The sequence below is a fragment of the Chryseobacterium sp. SIMBA_029 genome (genome assembly GCF_046535275.1).
Classification (GTDB): domain Bacteria; phylum Bacteroidota; class Bacteroidia; order Flavobacteriales; family Weeksellaceae; genus Chryseobacterium.
The window spans coordinates 167,063-186,821 of sequence record NZ_JAWRXA010000003.1; the positions used below are offsets into that span (position 1 = coordinate 167,063).

At 37.6% G+C, this 19,759-nt stretch carries 14 protein-coding genes; 6 read left to right on the forward strand and 8 right to left on the reverse strand.

The window, feature by feature from the left end:
• Positions 1–3 precede the first annotated feature (3 nt).
• Positions 4–1,164, forward strand: a complete 1,161-nt coding sequence (locus SB679_RS06285; protein WP_410701435.1) for an FtsX-like permease family protein — start codon at positions 4–6, stop codon at positions 1,162–1,164.
• 38 nt (positions 1,165–1,202) lie between these two features.
• Here the strand turns inward: SB679_RS06285 and SB679_RS06290 are convergent, their stop codons facing one another.
• The 6 genes from SB679_RS06290 to prfA form a co-directional block, all read right to left on the reverse strand.
• Positions 1,203–2,153 (reverse strand): M28 family peptidase, encoded by a 951-nt coding sequence (locus SB679_RS06290; protein WP_410701436.1) that lies wholly within the window; start codon positions 2,151–2,153, stop codon positions 1,203–1,205.
• Positions 2,154–2,232: 79 nt separating this feature from the next.
• The gene (gene scpA / locus SB679_RS06295; RefSeq protein ID WP_410701437.1) at positions 2,233–4,353 is read right to left on the reverse strand and encodes a methylmalonyl-CoA mutase; all 2,121 of its coding nucleotides are present in this window, start codon (positions 4,351–4,353) and stop codon (positions 2,233–2,235) included.
• Positions 4,354–4,578: 225 nt separating this feature from the next.
• Complete coding sequence (locus SB679_RS06300; RefSeq protein ID WP_410701438.1) at positions 4,579–6,681, reverse strand: prolyl oligopeptidase family serine peptidase; 2,103 nt, start codon at positions 6,679–6,681, stop codon at positions 4,579–4,581.
• A gap of 94 nt (positions 6,682–6,775) precedes the next feature.
• Positions 6,776–7,450 (reverse strand): hypothetical protein, encoded by a 675-nt coding sequence (locus SB679_RS06305; RefSeq protein WP_410701439.1) that lies wholly within the window; start codon positions 7,448–7,450, stop codon positions 6,776–6,778.
• A gap of 68 nt (positions 7,451–7,518) precedes the next feature.
• On the reverse strand, positions 7,519–8,199 hold the full coding sequence (locus SB679_RS06310) for a hypothetical protein (RefSeq protein WP_410701440.1): 681 nt from the start codon (positions 8,197–8,199) through the stop codon (positions 7,519–7,521).
• Positions 8,200–8,290: 91 nt separating this feature from the next.
• Positions 8,291–9,376 (reverse strand): peptide chain release factor 1, encoded by a 1,086-nt coding sequence (gene prfA / locus SB679_RS06315; RefSeq protein ID WP_410701441.1) that lies wholly within the window; start codon positions 9,374–9,376, stop codon positions 8,291–8,293.
• Positions 9,377–9,914: 538 nt separating this feature from the next.
• Here prfA and SB679_RS06320 point away from each other — a divergent pair.
• The 5 genes from SB679_RS06320 to SB679_RS06340 all read left to right on the forward strand — a co-directional run bounded on the left by SB679_RS06320 (position 9,915) and on the right by SB679_RS06340 (position 14,507).
• A complete protein-coding gene (locus tag SB679_RS06320; protein WP_410701442.1) occupies positions 9,915–10,637 on the forward strand; it encodes a hypothetical protein in 723 nt (240 codons plus the stop codon).
• 10 nt (positions 10,638–10,647) lie between these two features.
• A complete protein-coding gene (locus tag SB679_RS06325; RefSeq protein WP_410701443.1) occupies positions 10,648–11,424 on the forward strand; it encodes a hypothetical protein in 777 nt (258 codons plus the stop codon).
• Positions 11,425–11,451: 27 nt separating this feature from the next.
• Positions 11,452–12,249, forward strand: a complete 798-nt coding sequence (locus SB679_RS06330) for a hypothetical protein (RefSeq protein ID WP_410701444.1) — start codon at positions 11,452–11,454, stop codon at positions 12,247–12,249.
• Between the two features lie 271 nt (positions 12,250–12,520).
• The gene (locus SB679_RS06335; RefSeq protein ID WP_410701445.1) at positions 12,521–13,339 is read left to right on the forward strand and encodes a hypothetical protein; all 819 of its coding nucleotides are present in this window, start codon (positions 12,521–12,523) and stop codon (positions 13,337–13,339) included.
• 1 nt (position 13,340) lies between these two features.
• A complete protein-coding gene (locus SB679_RS06340; RefSeq protein ID WP_410701446.1) occupies positions 13,341–14,507 on the forward strand; it encodes a hypothetical protein in 1,167 nt (388 codons plus the stop codon).
• A 19-nt stretch (positions 14,508–14,526) separates the two neighbouring features.
• On the opposite strand, the gene SB679_RS06345 is transcribed toward SB679_RS06340, so the two are convergent.
• Both SB679_RS06345 and SB679_RS06350 read right to left on the reverse strand, forming a co-directional pair.
• A complete protein-coding gene (locus tag SB679_RS06345; RefSeq protein WP_410701447.1) occupies positions 14,527–17,364 on the reverse strand; it encodes an alpha-amylase family glycosyl hydrolase in 2,838 nt (945 codons plus the stop codon).
• 247 nt (positions 17,365–17,611) lie between these two features.
• Complete coding sequence (locus SB679_RS06350; RefSeq protein ID WP_410701448.1) at positions 17,612–19,675, reverse strand: T9SS type A sorting domain-containing protein; 2,064 nt, start codon at positions 19,673–19,675, stop codon at positions 17,612–17,614.
• Positions 19,676–19,759: the final 84 nt, after the last annotated feature.

Consider the following 19,759-nt stretch of genomic DNA (forward strand, 5'->3'; position numbering starts at 1 on the left):
CTTATGAAGAAAATATTTAATTCAATCATTCTGTACGCAGGGCTTTTTATTGCCTTCATCCTTGTGCTTTCGTGTCTGCAGCTGTATGAGAATGCCAACAGACTTTTCGGAAGTAAAAGCGGTGACAGCAATTATTGGCTGACGTTCAGCAAGAAATTAACTCCTGATAATATCGGGAGGAGGGAACTTCTTGGATTTAACGAGAATGACATTGCTAAACTGAAAACATGGCCGGAAGTAAAAAATGTGTATCCATTTTCGGCTAATGAATTTAAAGCTTCTGCCAATGGCGGGGATTTTATTCCGTTTTATACTGATCTTTATTTTGAAGGAGTCGACATTAGTGGTATTGATGTTCCTTTGACGGAGAAAGAGTTTCAGGTAAAGGGTAATGAGATTCCGATCATCATTTCCAGGGAATATCTCAATTTATATAATTATGGTTTTGCTTTAAATCAGGGATTACCACAGATCTCAGAAGATTTTGCAAAGAAAATTGAAGTTAATATCAATATTACTGTCAATAAAGAAAACAAAACCTACATCGGAAAGATGGTTGGACTTTCGGACCGGATTCATTCGGTACTGATTCCTAAAAAGTTTCTGGATTCATTGAATCTGGCTACAAAACCCAGTCTTGCCAGCCAGCCGAAGATCTACAACCGGGTTTTGGTTCAAGTAAAAGATTCCGGTGACGAGGGTTTGATCGCTGCAATGAAGGATAACGGCTATGAATCCAACCAGGAAAGCCTTCGCTCTGCCAAGATAAAGTCTAAGCTTTTCCTTGTTTTGCAGGCTATTGCTATCCTTGGGGTCTTCATATTTGCTTTATGTCTTTATATCATTGTAAGCTTTATTAAAATCCAGTTTTTAGAGAAGCAGGAAGAGGTTTCTATTAAAAACAGTTTGGGATATTCTCCCAAAAAGATGGTTAATGATATCAGCAGACGGTTCAGTATTCATCTGACTATCGTTTTAGTCTTAAGTTTGCTATTAATTGCCGGAGGACAGTATTTTGCTGCCAAATCGAGCATTTCAAATGATTTGCTTTCGCCTTATATTAATCCTTATCTCTGGATATTGGTGATTATCATCCCTATTCTGGTGTACTTCTTTGTGAAAGAACTGATTTACCGCTGGCTGATCCGCTCGTGGAAAATATAAGTAAAGGCTGTCAATGATGACAGCCTTTTTTATTGTATTTATTTCAAGTTGATCAGACTCATGAAAACTCCGTCAATCACATGAGCCATTCTTTTCAGATCAAGGGTTTCCAGGGTATCTGTGGGTTCATGGTAATTTTTATTTCTGAAAAACGAAGTGTCCGTAATCATCATAGCTGAGTATCCGAAATTCCAATAGTTTAAGTGGTCTGAGAAATCTATTCCTTTTAAAAATTTTGGCGCTGTAAATGTTTCTGTCTTGATCTGATTGGATTCTTTAAAATTTTCACTGAAAGCTTTTACAAACTTTCCTGCCCCGAATTTTTTAACCAGCGTAATATAATCTCCTTTATTGCCGTAAACCCACGAAAGAATACCGAGAGGATAGTCCTGAGAATCTTTATTGTCTTTAAAATAACCGATCATTTCTACGCTGGCCATTCCATACACCTTGATATTGTTATCTTTTAAATATTTTGCATGGATATAGCTTCCCATGTTTTCCGTTCTGAAATAAGGAGGTTCTTCTAAAGTATACGCGACTAAATCTATTCTATAATTCAGTTTTTGTCCTTTCAACATTCTAGCTAACTCTAACAGTGCGGTAACTCCCGTTGCATTATCATCGGCACCTTCCTGTTCTCCACAGACATCGTAATGAGCCCCTATAATGATTCTTTTTTTATGTTCTGTCCCAAAAGACCCTATTATATTTTTATAGATCTTCCCATCAACAGAATAGGTTTGTTCACGGGTACTATCACTATAGACATTCATATTCTGATGAATATAAGCCGCTACAGCATTCAACTGGTCAATATTTTTATAATTCCGGAATTGAGGTGTTTTGGTAAGCGCAGCCAAATGCTTCTTAATTAAAATGGAATCTGCCGGAACCGGAGATTTTTGTTCTGTTTTATTATTCTTTAAAGAGGCCAAAAAAAACACAGCGATACAAAAAAAGCCTACACAGAGGATTATCTTCCTCATTGTAGGCTTTATTAATTTTTTACTATTCATTTGCTATTGTCTAAGCATAAAAATAGATATTTTGTATTGATCTGGAAAGTTAATCTTCCAAAAATCTGTTTAAGATATCAACGGCACATTTTGGAAGGTTTGTACCAGGTCCGAAGATGAAATCTGCTCCATTGGCGTAAAGAAACTCATAATCCTGCTGTGGGATAACCCCCCCCACTACTATGGTAATATCTTCAGCTCCCAATTTTTTCAATTCTTCCACTACTTGTGGAACGAGTGTTTTATGTCCTGCAGCCAGAGAGGATACTCCTAAAATATGAATATCATTTTCAACAGCCTGTTTGGCTACTTCTTCCGGAGTCTGAAACAATGGGGCTACGTCCACATCGAATCCCATATCGGCAAATGCGGTCGCTACTACTTTCGCGCCTCTGTCGTGCCCATCCTGGCCCATTTTAGCGACCATCAGTCTTGGTCTGCGGCCTTCCTGCTCTTCAAATTTTTGAGTTAAATGAAGGGCTTTTTCAAAATATTCATTTTTGCCGGCATTCATAGCGTATACTCCTGAAATTGTTCTGATATTGGCTTTGTATCTTCCAAAGGTTTCTTCCATTGCATCGCTCATTTCTCCTAACGTCACTCTTCTGCGTGCTGCTTCAATACATAAAGCCAGAAGGTTTCCGTTTCCTGTTTTGGCACTTTCTCTTATTTCATTTAAGATCTGGGCAACTGCTTCATTATCTCTTGCTGCTTTTATGGTAGCTAACCTTTCAAGCTGCTTCCTGCGCACTTCCGTATTGTCGATATCTAAAATTTCAATGGCATCCTGCTTTAATGCAGATCTGAAAGAATTAACTCCAATGATAAATTCTTCACCACTATCGATCTTAGCCTGTTTTTTGGCCGCCGCTTCTTCAATTCTCATTTTCGGAATTCCTGCTTCAATCGCTTTTGTCATTCCTCCTTCCTGCTCTACCTCATCGATGTACTTCATTGCTTCCTCGATCATCTGCTGGGTAAGGCTTTCCACAAGATTACTTCCCCCCATCGGGTCTACAACATCGCAGATTCCGCTTTCCTGCTGTAATATGATCTGGGTATTTCTTGCAATTTTAGCTGAATAATCAGTAGGTAAAGCAATGGCTTCATCCAATGCATTGGTATGTAGCGACTGTGTTCCGCCTAATGCAGAAGACAGCGCTTCAATAGCCGTTCTTGTAATATTATTAAAAGGTTCCTGTTCAGTCAGTGACCAACCAGAAGTCTGGGAATGCGTTCTAAGGGCTAGCGATTTTGGATTTTGGGGATTGAACTGCTTTAAAAGATTGGTCCAGATATACCTTGCAGCTCTCATTTTAGCAATTTCCATGAAGTGATTCATCCCGATTGCCCAAAAGAATGATAGTCTGGGTGCAAAATCATCTACATTCATGCCTGCTTTAATTCCTGTTCTTACATATTCAAGACCATCTGCCAGTGTGTAAGCCATTTCCAGAACCGGAGTGGCCCCTGCTTCCTGCATATGATATCCTGAAATAGAAATCGAGTTGAACTTCGGAATATTCTGAGAGGTATACTCAAAAATATCGGCAATGATTTTCATGGAAGGTGCCGGCGGATAAATGTAAGTATTTCTTACCATAAATTCTTTCAAGATGTCATTCTGAATGGTTCCTGAAAGAAGTTCCTGCTTTACCCCCTGCTCTTCAGCTGCGACAATATAGAAAGAAAGAATTGGCAGTACTGCACCATTCATCGTCATGGAAACGGAGATCTGATCTAATGGAATTTCATTGAATAAGATCTTCATATCTTCAACGGAATCTATGGCTACCCCTGCTTTTCCTACATCTCCCACCACTCTTGCGTGATCGGAATCATATCCTCTGTGGGTTGCCAGGTCAAACGCTACGGAAAGACCTTTTTGTCCTGCAGCCAGGTTTCTTCTGTAAAAAGCATTAGATTCTTCTGCGGTAGAAAATCCCGCATACTGGCGCACAGTCCATGGTTTCTGAACGTACATCGTTGAATAAGGTCCTCTAAGGTAAGGAGCAATTCCTGGGGAAGTCTGTGTTAAAGATTCATTTGTAACGTCTTTATGGGTATAAGATGACTTTAATTCCAGTCCGTCTTTTTCAAAACTATAGATTTCTCCGTTTTTGGGTTCCACATTGAAGTCCAGCTTTTTCACAGAAATTGTCTTTCGCATTCCAATAATTTTATCTCCGTAAAGTTAATTTTTTTGAACGAAACATGAAACTTATGTTAAGCGGATGCGAGAAATCAGATTTCAAAGGATAAGCTTGCTATGAAAGCATTGGTATTTAAGAGTATTTCGCCAAACTATTTTTACACTTACCACCCAGTATTTCTGGTACTTATAAAAATTAAAGGCCGGGCATTTACCCGGCCTTTAATTAAGATATATGATCTGTTATTTCTTTATTCCCATTTCATATAATGCGAATGAAATAAGGTCTGCATTTTCACCGATAACCTGTTCTGTAGATCGTCCGGCACCGTGCCCTGCATTTTTCTCAATTCTTAATAAAATCGGATTCTTACAATTCTGTTTTTCCTGCAATTCTGCCCCAAATTTGAATGAATGGGCAGGAACTACTCTGTCATCATGATCACTGGTGATGATCATCGTTGAGGGATAGCAGCTTCCAGATTTTACATTATGTACCGGAGAGTATGATTTTAAATATTCAAACATCTCTTTGCTGTCTTCTGCCGTTCCATAGTCATAGGCCCAGCCCGCACCTGCTGTGAATTTATTATATCTCAGCATATCCAGAACACCTACTCCCGGAAAAGCAACTTTAGCCAGATCAGGACGCATGGTCATGGTAGCACCTACCAGCAATCCTCCATTTGATCTTCCTGAAAGTGCCATGTATTCTTTTGAAGTATAGCCTTTGCTTTGCAAATATTCTCCTGCAGCAATAAAGTCTTCAAAAACATTTTTCTTCTGCATCTTTGTTCCGGCGTCATGCCATTTCTTACCGTACTCACCACCGCCACGGATATTGGGAACAGCATACACCCCTCCATTTTCCATCCAGACCGCATTGACTACTGAAAAAGCAGGTTGTAAACTGATGTTGAAACCTCCGTAAGAATATAAAATAGTAGGATTTTTTCCGTCTAGCTTTATTCCTTTTTTATAGTTGATCATCATCGGAACTTTTGTTCCATCTTTTGAAGTATAGAATACTTGCTCAGAAACATAATCATCCGGATTAAATTTCACCTTAGGCTTTTGATACACGTCCGATTTTCCAGAATCTATATTAAATTTATAGGTTGTTCCCGGCGTAATGTAGTTACTGAAAGAAAAGTAAAGCTCTTTTTCCTTCTCTTTTCCATCAAAACCTGAAATATTTCCTTTTCCGGGAAGAGAAATTTCTCTGATCAGTTTTCCGGTTTTATCAAACTGCTTTACCTGATCAATAGCGTCGACCATATATGTTGCAAAGAAATATCCGCCTCCGGTAGAAATCCCCAATACATTGTCAGTTTGTGGTATCACATCTTTCCAGGTGTCTGGAGAAGGGGTTTTAATGTTTGTTTTTACCAGACGCATATTCGGAGCATCTTTATCGGTAAAAATAAAAAGATCATCGCCCTGGGTATCAACGATATTGGCATTGATGTCAAATCCTGTGTTAATTTGAACAAAATCACCACCTTTTTTTAAGTCTTTGATATATAATTCATTTCCGTTGGTTGCATTGGCTGCAGAAATAATGAGATATCTCTGATCTTCCGACACTCCTGCACTAAGATATCTTCTTGGTGTTTTATCACCCCCAAAAATCAACTTATCTTCCGATTGTTTCGTTCCTAGTTTATGAAAGAATACCTTATGTTTATCCGTCATTCCGGAAAGTACTGTTCCTTCTTTCGGCTTGTCGTAGCTTGAGTAATAAAATCCTTCATCACCCTGCCAGGAAATTCCGCTGAACTTTACATCAACAATTGTTTCGTCGATCTGCTTTTTGGAAACAGCATCAAGAATAATAATCTTGTTCCAGTCGCTTCCGCCTTCAGAAATGGAATATGCTGCAAGATTTCCTTTTTTATTAAATGACAATTGAGAAAGCGAAGTCGTTCCTTTGTCTGAAAATTTATTAGGGTCTAAGAATACTTCGGTAGCTTTAGTTGCATTATTTGTCCTATAATAAACAGCCTGTGCCTGCAAACCATCATTTTTTGTATAGTAGGTATAATCTCCTTCTTTGGAAGGTGCCGAAATTTTTTCATAGTTCCAGATTTCTCTCAGCTGATTTTTAATCTGATCTCTGAAAGGGATTCTTGAAAGATAGTTCTGGCTAAAAGCCACTTCTTCGTCTACCCACTTTTTTGTAGGCTCAGAGTCATTTTCTAAATCCCGGAAAGGGTCTGCCACAGCAGTTCCGAAATAGGTATCTGTCTGGTTTCCTTTTGATGCTTTAGGATAATTCATTTTTTGAGAATAAAAAGACGCTGAAAATAGAACTCCAGCCGTTAACAAGATAGGTTTAAAATTCATACCGAACGATTTTCTCAAAAATACGTAAAGTATATGACATAAAAAAAGTCCCGGCAGCCAGGACTTTTATCTTTATGACGAAATTTTTCAAGAATTATTTAGAACCTAAGCTTTCAAAATAAAAATCGGTTAATCCTGCAACAATTTCGTCAGGACTGCCATTCCAATAGTAAATTTTATCTGTTTCTTTAAGCTGGTACAACGCGAATTTCTGTTCTGTTGTTACTATTTTATCAGCATTTTTGAATTTTTTAGTAGCTTCAACCAAATATTTTTTAAGCTGCTCAGGTTTTATCTTCTTGGTGTCTGTTCCTGGCATATCTGGTAGTTTTGAAGGCACTTTAAAGCTTACGGAATATATTATTTCAGCAATTTTTTGCTCTTTAACATATTCGTTTTGAATTAAGGTAGCGCTTTTAACAGAAAGGGTTCCATTTTTAAAATTATCCATCAATGCTTTGAAATACTCCGAAGCTTCTGTCTTGCAATTATCTGCCGCGGCTTGGGAAAATGATGCTAAAAAATGACTGACACTTCCTGACAGCATTTCTTCTGAAGTTGCTTTAAAATCAATCTCGTAAGCGTTCTTTCCTTCTACCGTGGGTCTCAGGTAATCGTTAAGTCTGCCAAGTGCTGCATTATCGTTGGCCACAAAAGTATTGAAATACATATCAAACACATCGGCAGGCTTTTTCACTTCTGTCTGGGCACTAAGATTCTGGCCTACTAATGCCAGTACGATCCATAAAAAGAACTTGAAATTTTTCATTGTTTATATTTTGAATTATTGTGTAAAAAGCTTCTAAAGATAACAGCTTTCATTGATATAATCTGACTTTATTTATTATCCGGATTAAAATTCTTAAAATAGAATTCGTTCAACTTCCAGACCAGTTCTTCAGGACCTCCATTCCAATAATAGATATTTTCACCCTCTTTTTTCTGATATAGTTTAAAAATCTGGGTTACCGTTATTTTTTTATCCGCATCTACCAACTGTTTTGTAGTAGTCTTCAGATATTTTTTCAGCTCTTCCGCACTGATCTTTTTGGGATCATTAAACTTTGGTGTTACAATTTTTGAAGGCACTTTAAAGGTTACCTCAACAGAAACTTCAGAGATATTCTGATTATCCGCATGTTCATTCGGTATTGTTTTTATATTTTTTATGGAATAGGCAGCATTTTTAAAGTTGCCCAGCATGGTGGTAAAGAATGCTTTTGCTTCGTTTTGAGATTGAACGGCTACTTCTTCCGGGAAGTTGGATAGAAAATTAGTTGTAAACTGATCCACTTCTTTTGTAAATACTTCGTTTTGATCCATATTATAGGTATTTTCTTTCCCTAAAAACGGACTTACATAATTATTAAGTTCAGCCAACGCAAGATTATCATATTTTACAAAAGCATTAAAATAAAGACCAAATACTTTTTCCGGCTTTACTGTTTGAGTTTGTGCTCTGAAATTTTGTGCACACAAAATAAACATTGCCAGTAAAACAGTTTTAAACATTCTCATAGTGTATTAAATAATTTTTAAATATTTCTCCGAAGTTGGGAGCAAAAAAAAGCTCCTGGTAATCAAGAGCTTTATATAATGTGATATTTTCTTAGTAACTATCTTCTTCCCCCTTCATTTTTTCAGCATTCTCTGCCATAATTACGGCATCGATCATTTCAGAGATATCGCCGTTCATATAAGCATCCAGGTTATACATAGACTTATTGATTCTATGGTCTGTCACTCTTCCCTGAGGATAATTGTATGTTTTAATTTTTGCAGAACGGTCTCCTGTAGAAACCATTGATTTACGTTGTGCAGCGATATCACCCACAGCTTTTTGTACTTCAATATCATACAATTTAGTACGAAGCATTTCCATTGCCAATTCTCTGTTTGCTAACTGAGAACGTGCCTGCTGACAGATTACCACCATTCCTGAAGGCTTATGCGTTAACTGTACTTTTGTTTCAACCTTGTTTACGTTTTGTCCTCCAGCTCCACCGGAACGTGAAGTTTGCATTTCAATATCTGCCGGATTTAATTCAAAATCTATTTCTTCAGCTTCAGGCAAAACAGCAACGGTAATTGCAGAAGTATGCACTCTACCTTGAGATTCTGTTTCCGGAACTCTTTGAACCCTATGAACGCCAGATTCAAATTTCATGATTCCGTACACCCCATCTCCTTCAATTCTGATAATTAATTCTTTATATCCTTTAGATGCTTCACTTGAATCTGTGATTTCGTGCTTCCATCCTTTGGTTTTAAAATACATGGCATACGCCCTGTACACATCTTCTACAAAAATTGCAGCTTCATCACCTCCGGTTCCTGCCCGAAGTTCCACAATTACGTTTTTGTCATCAGTGGGATCTTTCGGAATTAAAAGTACTTTCAGCTCTTCTTCTAAACCAGGAAGTTTAGCCTGAGCTTCCATTTTTTCTTCCTTCGCCATGTCTACAAGATCTTTGTCTGATCCATCAGCAATGATCTCCTCAGATTCCTGAATGTTATCTAATGCTCCTTTGTACTGGTCATAGACTTTAACAATTTTCCCCAAATCACTATATTCTTTATTTAAAGAAGAATATTTTTTTTGGTCCGAAATGATATCAGGCTGTATAATAAGGTCTGCCACCTCATTATATCTTTGTTTTATAGCTTCTAATTTTGGAATTAATGATTTAGACATTGTGAAAATTTTGTGGGTGCAAAGATAAGAATTATTAATTCAAATTAAAATCCTTTATGCCCTGAGCTTGAAAGTCTTTTATTAATTAAATACAAATAAATATCTCAGCAATTCTTATTGAGCCTATTTTCAAGGCTAAATTATTGTAAATTCTGTTTTATTATTTCAGTGATTGAAAAAATCTACTTATTTTGCTTTCTGATTGATTTAATTCTCTCACTGAGAGACAATAATTAAAATTACATATTCTAATATCATATTCATAATTTATAAACTTCCATCCTAACTATAAAAAATTATATCGCTAATTATATGGCATATATTGCTTTATGAATAGTTTTAATACAATTCTACAAAACCAAACACACTGATAATCAATCAATTCAAAATGTAAATTTATCACACTGAATAACAGAAAGATATATAGAATTTCTATTTTTTTTCATGAAAAAATAAATATTTCATAAAAAAAGAATTTATATTTGCAACGTTTTCCTTTCAAAACAATTAGTGAAAACTCAAAAAAAACACACTACAAATGACAAGTAAAAAATTAAATATGGCTGCAATAGCCATACAAATTAGCGTTTGCTGCTGTGCCCAAATAGGAATTAATACAACAGCTCCTCAACAAGCTTTACAAATATCCGGATCAGGCACTGGCATAGCTCAACCTGTCATCAGAATTGATGGATTAAACAGCACCAATAATCCCGCACACGAAAGTACCTCATCTACCAAAAGGGTTTTTGCTGATGCTAACGGGACTCTGGTAATCGCTGATAACACCCAGACCAACAAATTTTACACAAGCGTATCTCTGCCTAATACTGCGATTCCCGCAGGTACAGAGCGCGCTGTGACAAGCCAGACATTTACACTGGACTATCCTTCTATTGTACATGTTGAGGCAAGAGTAGGAATTACTAATACTAGTGTTAATTCAGCAACACTTGTAGATGGACAGGCAAGATTATTCGGAAGCTATTACAAACTTACTGCTGCACCTGCCGGGGTGGCGACCAATACGGCTTTTGGACAAGTAATTATTTCCCACAGCACCATTAGCGACGGAAATACCCAATTGAACGGACAATACTATATTGAGCCCAGAAAAGACCTTTATCTTCCTAAGGGCAATTATACCCTTACATTATACGGGTATTCCCAGAATAGCAGTATGAATATTGCAGTGAACGGTGGTAGCGCGCTACAAACTAGTCAGAAGATGATGGTAAGTATTACACCAGCCAATTATTAAAACACACATCATGAAAAAAATATTAATTTTAGGTATCCTCATTTTTAATATTCCCGTTATTGCTCAAGTCGGAATTTCTACAACCGCTCCTCAAAAAGCACTACAAATTTCTGGTACTACTTCTACAACTGCTATTACCGGAACCTCTGTAAATATTGTGCGTCCAACCATAAGGGTTGACGGATTGAATAATACGAACCAGTCTACAACGGATAAACTCCGCCCTGTTTCTGTAAGTGATAAGGGAGATCTTGTTTTGTCCGGTGCTCTTGTTAAGCCTTTGGTGATCATAGACCCAATCAATACCGCAAATACCGAAAAAGATTATATTCTTCCGGCAGTTACAATCAACCAAACCTCTGCAAGCACAACAACAAATGCTGTCATACGCTCATTTAACTTTACGCTTACGTCACCAAGCCTTGTTAAATTCAGTACGGTCACCAGTTTTCAGTTTTTAAAAGCTTCGGACGGCGGCGTGATAACTGACGGATCTAATAGAGCCTGGGGTACAAGATTTAGATTTTCAGCGGCTCCTGCAGGAATTTCTACAGCAGCTAATGCTTACTTTGGGGAATCTATACGCGCCTATAATAATGCGGTGAACACTACTGACGCAACAGGAACTTTTTATACCGCATCTGATGATACTTTATCGCTTCCGGCGGGAACTTATACGCTAGATGTTAATTTATTTGCAGCAACGAACACGACCCAGACCCCATTAAGAATTATATACGGAGGCGGTACAGACACCATAAGTATTGTCGCGTTTCCTATACAGTAATAATCCAACCACAAATTTATTTCAACCGTGAAAAATAATATCAAAATGGTATTAGCAGCCGGCCTGCTAGTATGTAGTCAAAACATTTTCGCACAGCAGAATGTAGGGATTATGACAGATCAACCTATGGAAAAGCTTCATGTAAGCGGAAAATCCAGTGTTATTGATGATAATATTGGGACAACGGGAGTGCCGTTAATATCTCCTACGATCAGAATAGACGGACTTAACATGACGAATAATCCAACTATTTTCAGTACAGATACTACAGCACCGTTGTATGTAGACAGCAATGGAGACACTAGCGTAAAAAAGGGACTGGAAACATTTGGGACCTATACGCAACCCGGAGGAGATGCCATAACGACACCAACTTCACAAAATGTAACAGCCTCTTCGCCGGCGGGTTATCAGGTTACCGCAACTCTATTGAGTGCCTCTTTTACACTTCAGCAAAGATCAGTAGTCTATATTTCTTCTACCCTTTCAGCAGATATACAGAGTACAGCGGGTGGCAACCTTGTTGATGGAAAAACCAGAGCTATAGTTGCTATTTTAACGTTTACTACTGCACCAGCCACTAGCGGAATCGATACCACACAAACTTATATGAGTGATGGGACCACCTTTGCCAACATGCCGTCTACTTTAATAAACGGATCTTTTAAATTTAATCCATGTTCTGAATTGGTTCTCCCCGCAGGTACCTACACAGTGACTCTGAGAGGAGCTGGAATTTGCTCATCTAATACAGGCGATAATTTCAAAGTAATTTGGGGCGCAGGAACCGGAGATAAGCTTAATGTACTTGCAAAACCTTTATAACAATATTTTTTTAACCCTATAATTTTTTTATTATGAACAATTTAAATGAAAAACTAGCTAAATTCTCTATCGAGAAGCTAGAAGAGCGTAAAGAATTTACATTCTACTGTTGTACACCTAATCCGTGTACTCCACAACCTCCATGTGGAGGAACAACAACCCCACCAGTTGATCCTGGAACAGGTGGAGGTGTATAGAAAATCACTCTTCAGGATGAATTAAAAAGTACCTGGGTTAAAGCCCAGGTACTTTTACTATTAAACACCAAGCTATGACAGATATTCATAAACCTTCTTTATACTTTTTTAGAAACCAAGTGCACTTTCTAAAAGATAATTTCCGCATTCATGACGAAGAATTATTTCAAAAATTCAAGAGTTTTGTGGGACACTTTTGTTATTTTACCTTAGAAATGGATAAGATGATTGATGGAGAAAACAACTACAAACATCTGTTCGAAACTAGCGAAAACACGCCTTTTTTTGCTGTAAAAAGTCATCAGGAATCAATAAGAATATTAGCTCAGATCTTTCCAGACCATCCTGAATTCTGGGATGAACTCGACAAGCAGAATCAGCATTTTTATTTAACTTTATTAAAAGAGAAATATAATACTGCACAGCAACCTGTTTTTACTTTACAGGATTTCGAGGAATATGCTGTTGGAAAACACACACTGGCTTATGTTCCCATAACTGCCCTGAATATCATCTTTGAAGCGAAAAATAATATTGAAAAGTTAAAGGATATTTTTACCTTAGTTTTTAAGGGAATTCAGATGAATGACGATTTGGAAGATCTTCAAAAAGACATTCAAAACAATCAATGGACGTATGTGAGATCCCGTGTGGAAGAATTCATGCGAGAAAACAATCTTTCCAACGAAGCTGGCCTGGACCGATTCGAGGAAAGAGTACTGTATGTTTCCGGAATTGCGGAAGAACTTATAGGATATAGCAAAGACCATTTTATTGCAGCAAAAGACATAGCGGAGGAGTATCATTTCGAAGAGCTCAGCCAATGGCTCAGTGAAACAATAGCCGGAATTACCCAAAATGAAGCGCTGATTTTAAACCTTACACAAAACTAGAATGTCTCTTATCAGAAATGATTATGTTATCACTCCTTATCAAACCGGAAAATGGATATTAGAGCTTTCCGGAGCACATTTTATAGTAAATGCCGACACAAAGAGTTTAATTGATATTCTTTCTGCACAACAAAACTATACTGAGGCGCTGGAGAAATTCAATCTGGATTTCAGCAGTACATTAACTGAGAATGAATTTACAGGTTTCATCGAAACTATTTTCACCGATATTCCTATTTTTAAGAATTCATCTGTAGAAACAAAAGCACCGAAAGGTTTCATTAAGTTTCAAAAAAAATTATTGAGCCCGTTTCTTGCCGGCAAAATAGCTTCTTTCATCAGTTTTCTGTTCAATAAAAAGTTATTCTGGATATTTTTTCCAGTTCTATCTTTGACGGGAATATTTCTGACCTTCAACACTCCTTTATCTTCTTTAAAAAATATTTCTCCGGTATGGATCTTAATGCTCTATACAGTAACGATGTTTTTGCATGAGTTGGGGCATATTGCGGCCTGCAGAAAATTCACAGGGAAAAACGGTGAAATTGGTTTTGGAATTTACTTTATATTTCCTGTATTATATTCTAATATTTCTTCTGTGTGGCATGCCAATAAACAAGAGCGTATCATCACCAATTTAGCCGGAATCTATATGCAGCTATGGTGTATGCTGATCTTTTATGGGTTTTATTGGATTACACAAAATACCACTTCATTGTATCTGGCGTATTTTATTACTCTATACAGCTTTATACAGATCATTCCTTTTATAAGGTCTGACGGTTACTGGCTTTTGTCGGACATCACTTCCACGCCCAACTTACTTGAAAAATCAGGGACTGAAGTCAAAAATTTCATAAAAAATCCTATTGAATGGGTGAAAGAAACAAGGGAGAAAAAGAGTTTCCTCTTGTTGTATGGACTTTTCAATAATGCCATTCTCTTATATTTTATCATTACTCAGCTTGTATACAACTGGAAAGGGATCCTGCATTTCCCGATTGCCATTCTTCAGATGGTAAAGCAGATGCTTACTTTCCATTTTTCAGAGATCGTGCTGCCTGATAATTCCATGATAACGGTTGTGTTTTATATCCTTTTATTCAATACGATCATGGTTAATTATAAAAAGATATTCAATAACCTGGATAAAAAAAGAGACCGCTAAAAAGCAGTCTCTTCAATTATTATTTAATCATCATCTTCTGGATGGCTGTGCCATTTTCTGAATTTAAATGTACCAAATAAGTTCCTTTCGGATAGCCCGCATTTAATTCATAGGTCCCATTTTCCTTGTTAAGCTTGAAAGAATCTATTTTCTTACCGCTCATGTCGTAAATGACAATCTCTCCGTTTTTCACTTTATGGTAGATCAGTTTTGCAATTCCATTTTTTACTGGATTATCCGCAATCTGTAATGATAATTTATGATCTGCATTAGCATCAACAGTCGATAAACTTCCTGAATAATTCCCGAAGATCCTGAATTCTCCCGGCTGAAGAGTAATCGGAGCTGTGGTAGATGCAATGGTGGAAACGGTATTATCCATTAAATTCTGCCACTGACCTGTGTAAGGGAAATAAGGAACGACCGCCTTAGCCGAAGTATCATAATTAGCCAGAACCACTACATTTTTAACACCACTCGTAATTGAACTATCATATACGTAAATTCTTGTAATAAGTCCATCCGGATCATTGGTAAGATTGTTTGATTCTATACTGTACGTTTTAGATTTGAATACCGGATATGCATTTCTGATATTGATGATTTTTGCCCAAGTATCATACACTGCTTTTCTGTTAGCATTCGTATCATATCCCAGAGAGAAAGCAACAGGTTTTTCATCTGTTCTGCACCCGCTGTTGATGGTACCGTCTGAACATCTGTTGATACTGAAATCATATCCTAGTTCTCCAAACTGCCAGATCATTTTAGGCCCAGGAATGGTAAAGAATGTTGCCCCGAAGGTTTTCATTCTGTCAAGTGCCGTATTTAAATTTTTCACATCATAAGTGCCATTTAATGCACCGTAAGAAATGTTTTTAAACATTAAACGTTCTTCATCATGACTTTCTCCATACCCTACTGCACTCATATTGGTGAAACCGTGAAGAGTATGATTCATTCTGTCATAATTGCTGTTTTCTTTATAACCCATTGTATTCTGGTTATAAGGATCGGTCTGTTTGTTCCAGAGCATTACTCCTTTTCCTTCAGCAATTCTGTAATTAGCCCATTGTTGTTCTTCTGCATCAGTTCCCAAGTGTTCGAAAATCATATAAGAATTAGGATCTGCAGCCCATTGTCTGTCTGCATAATATTTCATAATATCTACTCTGTCCTGCTGATAAGCATTGGTACAGGCTTCATCGTTTTCAGTACAGCTTTGGGTAAAACCTTTGGTAAGATCCCAGCGGAAACCGTCAACATGGTATTCCGAAAGCCACTGCTGCAAAGTTCTTTCAACATAGTATTTTGTTGCTGTGCTTGTGTGGTTGAAATCATTGAAAACATTGTAAGAATGTTTCGGAACCTGGTTAAAGTAAGGATTATTAGCCGCTACATCTCCATAACCGTCTCCGTCCGGATCAACATTCCATAATCTCACCAATGGAGAACGCCCTGTTGCATGGTTGAATGCAATATCTAAGATCACAGCAATTCCGTTTTGATGGCATACATCTATAAACTCTTTGAATTTTTCAGGAGTTCCATAAGCTTTGTCTAAAGCATAATGAAATGATGTATTATATCCCCACGAAAGGTTTCCTTCAAATTCCATTACCGGAAGAAGCTCAATCGCATTAATATTCAAATTCTTTAAATACGATATTTTATTGATCAAAGACTGCCAGTTTTTTTCCTGCGTAAAGTCTCTCAGCAACAGCTCATATACGACCAGATTTTCTTTTGCCGGCCTTTGGAAATTGGTAGTCTGCCAGTTATAAGGCGTCTGTCCAGTTTTAAACATAGAAACTTCAAAACCCTGTCCGGCAGGGAAAGCAGGCAAATTCGGATAAGTAGCAGCAGAGATCTGAGGATCGTCATAAGAAGATAAAATCTGAGGAGAGAACGGATCTGCTACTTTTTTAAGATCATTCGTTCTGTACTGGAAAGTATACAGCTGCGACGGAGTAAGACCACTCAGTTCAATCCAGTATAAATCCGGATTCGTCGTATCTCTTTTCATTAAATAAGCATCGTCCACAGCCCAGTTATTAAAACTTCCGATTACGTGAACGAAATTTTTAAACGGAGCATATAACGCTAAACCTACTTTGGTATTGTCTGTCGGATTATAATTGATTCCCTGTTTTATCCAGCCTGGTATAGCTTCGGAAACAACATTTCTTGGCAGCTGCAGAATAAAAGCAGCATTCTTGGAGCTTGAACTTGCATCTGTTGCTATCAGCTCCATCGATGCATCTGCAGTTACGGTGTAATTATAAGAATATGTGGTAGAAGGAACCGATGTAGAGTTTACAACCGTGCCATTAGCTTTCAACTGAAAGGTTGTATTTACATTCGTAGTCGCTGTAATAGTAACTGAATTTCCCGATGCAACCGTGGTAAGACTTCCCGGTAAAGGATTCGTGAGATTCAGACTTAATATGCCTACATTTATAAAGGTATCTGAAGTCTGATGGCTTCCCGATTTATCTTTTAATAAAAATCCCAATCTTCCGATTCCCGTTCTGTTATAAAATACCGTTGGAGTAAAGGTCAGTGAATAGGTATCTGCAACAGCATTATACGTTAATCGGTTGGCATCATTAGAATCATTCCAACTTCCATTAGTAGGACAATCCTGACTATTCCCAAAGTTGGTATCCAACGACCAGGACCAGATATATACGGCATTATTCGTTAATCCCCAGGCCGATTCGTCGATCTGATCTCCGGGTATCGTAAGGGTAATCTGATTAGTCTCAGCAAAAGGATTTGGGGTAACAGTATAGTTAATTTGTCCAAAAACAAGAACTGTAACAAACAGCATTACAGCTAAGTAAAGTTTTTTCATTGTGTATTTTTTTTTCTACTATCTAATATATTAATTTAATTTCATGCAGCAATTTTTATTATTGTACTTTCTCTTCTTTACATACCTCAAAAAGAGGTCAATATGATGAAAAAGGCCCATGAAATCAATCATGAGCCTTTGCAATACATACGAAATGTATTTAACTAAAAAATGAACTATTTTTTATCTGAAAAAACAAAAGACTTTTTATAAAGTCTTTTGTTCATCAATCAATTATCTATGGACACTAATTTTTAATAATCTTTTTAAAGATTGACTGCCCGTTCTTTAACTTTACTTCTATAATATACATTCCGTTAGATAAGCTTTGTATATTAATATGGTTATTGGAAAATTCAACTTTAATTTTTTGTCCTACAACATTAATTACATTCACACTTTCTATCGCTGCATCTGCTTTAATATTCAGGATTCCGTTGGTAGGATTTGGATAAACACCGACTGTTACGTTGAGCTTAATATCTGATGTTCCTAATCCGGCAGTAACATCTTTAATACATCTTACAGACGCTCCTTGTCCTCTAGGCGCTCCTGAACTCGCATTCGCAATGGTAGATCCTATATAAAGATATTTTCCGCCGCTGTTTGATGTATCTGAGCTCCAGAAATACCCTCTTTGCCCTGCATAAGTAAATCCACCGTCCGAAGAACTACGATATCCTCCTGCGGGTAATTTCAGGTGACTACTGTATGCTGCTCCTGGATTTGCAATTCCTTCAGCACTTACCAATGCAGCCCACTCTGCCTGCGAAGGCATTCTCCATCCCGAACCTGCTGTTTTACATGGGTCTGCTCCAACAGTACTGGTTACCGCTCCAGCATTGGATGCTGTCCATTTATCGGTGGCTAAAGTTCCCCACCATGATGGTGATCCTATAATGTATGAATTCGTTCCTGCTAATCCGTCAGGAGAATTGGGCGATGTTGCAGATGTGGTTGCAGAAGTTCTCAGCTGATGTCCATCATCCCATCTTCCCCACTGGAACAAATCTCCGAAGGAAGCCGTATCTCCCATTGAAATGGCGACCTGTGAACTTCCCAGGTTCTGCTGCATCCACACTTTTCCGTCAGATCCTCTTACTGTAGAATAGGTTACAGGCTGTCCCTGGTACGTAAAAGTTACACATCCTGTATCTCCTATATTGCTTCCCGGATCTGTATTGTTGCATGTTTGTAAAGTATTTGCCAATGAAATCCTTTTCACTTTTGTAGACCCGTCCGTATAGGCCAGTACAAGAAAATTATTGGTATTGTCAACCGCTAAATCATTATATTTTGCTTCACCATCAGAAATAAAATCACTGCCAAACGTTACCCAGTTTTGATTGGCTACATCCAGTTTGTAAACAGTATTCTTTAAGAAATTATCATCTTCCCATCGGCTGGCTACGACATAAGGCGTTCCTGAAGCCGTTACAGCAAGAGCAATATGCTGTACTTTACCATTGGAAAAATTGGCATTTCCTACCTGTGTCCATGAAGTTCCATCAAATTTTTTAACGTTAAGTTTCTTACCAATTGCCGTTGTTGAAACATATGCCACATATAAATTATTATTGGCATCTATTGCAATATCTGAAGAATAGGCTTCTCCAGAAGACGCTGCATCTACAATACTTCCTCCTACCAACGTCCAATTGTCTGTTGCAGAAGCATTAGCACTGTTCTGATATACCCTTAAACCACCGGAAACATTAGCGGTATAGACTGTATTATTAGAACCTATTACCATTTCTGCAAATTCAGCACCTGATGAGAATCCACTATTTCCGACCTGTTCCCATGCACCGTTTACATATCTTTTTACTGTTCCGGAGTCATATGATCCATAAGTAAAGAGAATATTGGACGGAGAAACTGCGGAAGCCTGATAATTGGTTGTAGATGCTGTAACGCTTGGAAGTGAGGTCCATGTAGTTCCGTTGAACTGGCGTACCTCTAAACCACTCCCCTGGTTGGTATAGTAAATAGTATTGGCTGCAGGATCCATTGATAATGAATTATACGTTGCATAGCTCGTTGTGATCCCTGCACTTCCTCCTACATATGTCCAGAAATTTCCATTGAATTTCTGAACTGAACCTTTAGAAACAGTAACATCATAATAAGACAGATAATAATTTCCTGCATTATCTACCACTAAATTATTAAAACTACTTCCTCCAGCTGAAACCGTTTGCACACCTCCAACATTTTCCCATTGCTGGGCATATGTATAACTACCTGCGATGGTAAGCAGCCCTAAAGCAGCTCCAATTTTCCGCATTGTAAAATGTAAATTTCCGAACATAATGAATATTATTTTTATTTATTCTAAATTTAATTTTGCGCAAAATTACTCCTCCTGCTTAACCTTAAGTTATCATTTCCAAAC